Source organism: Acinetobacter puyangensis (genome assembly GCF_900096995.1).
Classification (GTDB): domain Bacteria; phylum Pseudomonadota; class Gammaproteobacteria; order Pseudomonadales; family Moraxellaceae; genus Acinetobacter; species Acinetobacter puyangensis.
Genome location: NZ_OANT01000029.1, coordinates 1 through 2,809, shown reverse-complemented (window position 1 = coordinate 2,809; position 2,809 = coordinate 1). Strand labels below are relative to the sequence as shown.

Annotated in this window: 4 protein-coding genes; all 4 read left to right on the top strand. The window is 38.8% G+C overall.

Annotated features, from left to right (window positions below; translation table 11 throughout):
- The first annotated feature begins 117 nt into the window (after positions 1 to 117).
- A complete protein-coding gene (locus CRO21_RS17375) occupies positions 118 to 408 on the top strand; it encodes a hypothetical protein (RefSeq protein WP_097080554.1) in 291 nt (96 codons plus the stop codon).
- Positions 409 to 501: 93 nt separating this feature from the next.
- Entirely contained in the window at positions 502 to 1,821 is a 1,320-nt protein-coding gene (locus CRO21_RS17370; protein ID WP_097080553.1) for a protein rep, read from the top strand.
- A gap of 56 nt (positions 1,822 to 1,877) precedes the next feature.
- Entirely contained in the window at positions 1,878 to 2,081 is a 204-nt protein-coding gene (locus tag CRO21_RS17365) for a hypothetical protein (protein WP_097080552.1), read from the top strand.
- 284 nt (positions 2,082 to 2,365) lie between these two features.
- On the top strand, positions 2,366 to 2,809 hold a 444-nt coding region (locus tag CRO21_RS17360), incomplete at its 3' end, for a hypothetical protein (protein WP_141398150.1).

The window sequence follows — 2,809 nt, the reverse complement described above, 5'->3', positions numbered from 1 at the left end:
ATTTCTTTGCATCTGGTGAACCACAGTTTGAATACGCTACTGAGCGAAAAGGTATTTTTGCAGAAAAGAAAAAATCACTTCCTGAAGTTGTTTTTCAATCTGAAGGAGTGAAACAAGATGATTAAGCTAGAAGGTACTGTGATCAACACGTTTCGTGTTGATGGTGGAACGAACAAAAAAGGCGAAGAATACGAAGCACGTGACAAGGTGCAATTGCTTGGTTCGTTGGAACTTCCAAACGGACAAGTCAAAAACGAATTAATTGATCTTACGGTTGAAGATTCACGCATTTATGACGCATTTAAAAACCAATTAATTAGCATCAGTTGCGGAGCGATGTCAGTCGGTCGCAACGTGATTTTTTATGTTCGTAAAGGTGCAAAACCTGTCTTAGCAGACCCTTTATAATTATTATTAAAAAACAGCAATTTACGAAGTAAATTAGCTGTTTTTTCTTTTACTTGATACTATTCACTAATTCGGGGACAAAAATTGGTGAAAATGACCAATAAAAAAGCCCATATTTCGGACACTTTGGCGGGTGATGAAATACAGGCTTGTGTATCAACTTTCGTTGATAACCATAACGATAGGATAACACGTCTTGCGGCGTTAAAAAATAGGGCAAAGCATCAAGAAAATCATTTATGGTCGATTGCTGCATTTGATACCGATAAAGACACCAAAGACAAGCGATTCTATCTCGCCAGTAAAGCTGCTCATAAATTAAATGAGTGCGGCAACTATCTGCTATTCAAAAATTATTATACTGTTGAAGAAATCAAACTGACTAAGATGCGTGTCTGTAATCAGCATCTTTTATGCCCTTTCTGTGCATCTATTCGAGCATCACGCTCTATACAACGTAATAATCCTAAAGTCGTCGAAATATTGCGTCAGAATCGCAAATTAAAGCCCGTATTGCTCACTTTAACCGTTTCCAATGGTTCAGACCTTGCTGAACGTCAAAAGCACCTTATGGACGCATTTAGAACGCTTATAAAGCGTCGTCAAGATTGGTTAAAAAAAGGTCGTGGTTATAACGAATTTTGCAAGTTATTAGGCGGTTTCTATTCCTATGAAAATACATACAACGAAAAAACAGGCGAATGGCATCCACATTTGCATATTTTTGGTGTCCTGGAGGAATGGATAGACCAGGAATCACTGTCTAAAACTTGGCATGAAATTACAGGCGATTCAATGATCGTGGACATTCGTCGAGTTAGAAAACATAAAGAATTAGGCTATGGCAAAGCGATAGCTGAAGTCTGTAAATATGCTCTTAAATTTGGTGATTTGTCCGTAGAAAAGACTTGGGAAGCGTATATGGTTCTTAAAGGTGATCGTAAAGTCGGATTACGACTTAGCGGTTCTTTTGGGTTATTACGTGGTGTCAAAATGGACGACGAAGCGACCACAGATGATGACTTGCAGGAAGATTTACCGTATTTGGAAATGCTCTATAAATTTGTCTTTGGAAAGCAGTCGTACTACGACCTAGTCGCACTTAAACAAATTGAGCCACAAGCGAAAATAGAACGAATGAGTGAGGATGACGAGCTTCGAGGACAGACCGAACGAGAAAGTGAGATAGAGCTAGGGGCGAAAACGGACGATGCGAGGAGCGGGAGGATTGCACCGAGGGCTCGCAGGGTGAACCGCACTGCACCGCAGCATGTCCGCAAGCACTGGCAAATATCGCCTTACGTCCGTGTTAGGACACGGACTAGAATCCGTCAATGGGACGGATTCTTATACAACATAGATTTATTACCTTATGTCGAAAATCGACTAACGAATTTTTTAACCGCTGGATAATTGAGGTTGCAACTCAATCACCCAGCTAACCACAACGATCTGAAAAGGAGATCATCATGGCTGTTGCACATACTACTGCTCTAACTCTTTTAGGCAAGTATATTTCTTTTAAAGCTGACGGTTTTTACCGTTATGGTGTTGTTCATTCTGTTATTTCAGAATTTGATGGAAAGCATCAGATTTGCATCAATTTTGAAGATTTTTATTTTTTATCCGATGTTGATGATCTTTCTATTTTAGGAGAATTTATATCATTCTGACGGCGTAAGCCTATCCTGCGATAGCAAAGTTCATTAGAAAATCTTTGATTTTCACAAGTCCGCTAACAAAGCGGACTTGTCGTTTTACTACTGGGAACGTCCCTAAACTCTAAACTGAAACGGCACGGAGTGTGCCGCTTAAGTGGGGTGTCTACCCCACGACAAAACACAATAAGCACATTCCTCACTCTGATTACCGCTTTTGCTCTTTGCGGTATTTGCATTCAAAAAGAATCTAATTTATAGTTATCAGACTTTTATAAAATCTTTAATGTGAGTTTAATATGTTATTTAAATCTATGGGAGTGGCTGCTGCTACTCATTCATCTGCTAGTAGTGAAGATTACAAGCCAGTCACTTTACGATTATCGGAAAGTGAAGTGCAGTTATATGATGCTATTGGTAAAACAATGGGCTTGAATCGTCAGGATTTCTTAGCCCATTTAATTCGTTCTAACTTTCAAAATGCTCTGTCTGAATTTTTGATTGGTTATATTAGTTCAGCTCCTGCAACTCCTATTGAGGAGTTGATTCATTCTCATGCTGAATCAGATGAAGTTAAGGCTCGTGTATCCGCTTTACTTCGTAGTATTAATTTTAAATTAATGGAGGAAGATGAAAAAGAAATGCAAGATTTCTTTGCATCTGGTGAACCACAGTTTGAATACGCTACTGAGCGAAAAGGTATTTTTGCAGAAAAGAAAAAATCACTTCCTGAAGTTGTTTTT

What these genes read in the sequence shown, in the direction of transcription:
- CRO21_RS17375 (WP_097080554.1), top strand. Translation starts at nt 118, where the DNA reads ATGATTAAGCTAGAAGGTACTGTGATCAACACGTTTCGTGTTGATGGT.
- CRO21_RS17365 (WP_097080552.1), top strand. Translation starts at nt 1,878, where the DNA reads ATGGCTGTTGCACATACTACTGCTCTAACTCTTTTAGGCAAGTATATT.
- CRO21_RS17370 (WP_097080553.1), top strand. Translation starts at nt 502, where the DNA reads ATGACCAATAAAAAAGCCCATATTTCGGACACTTTGGCGGGTGATGAA.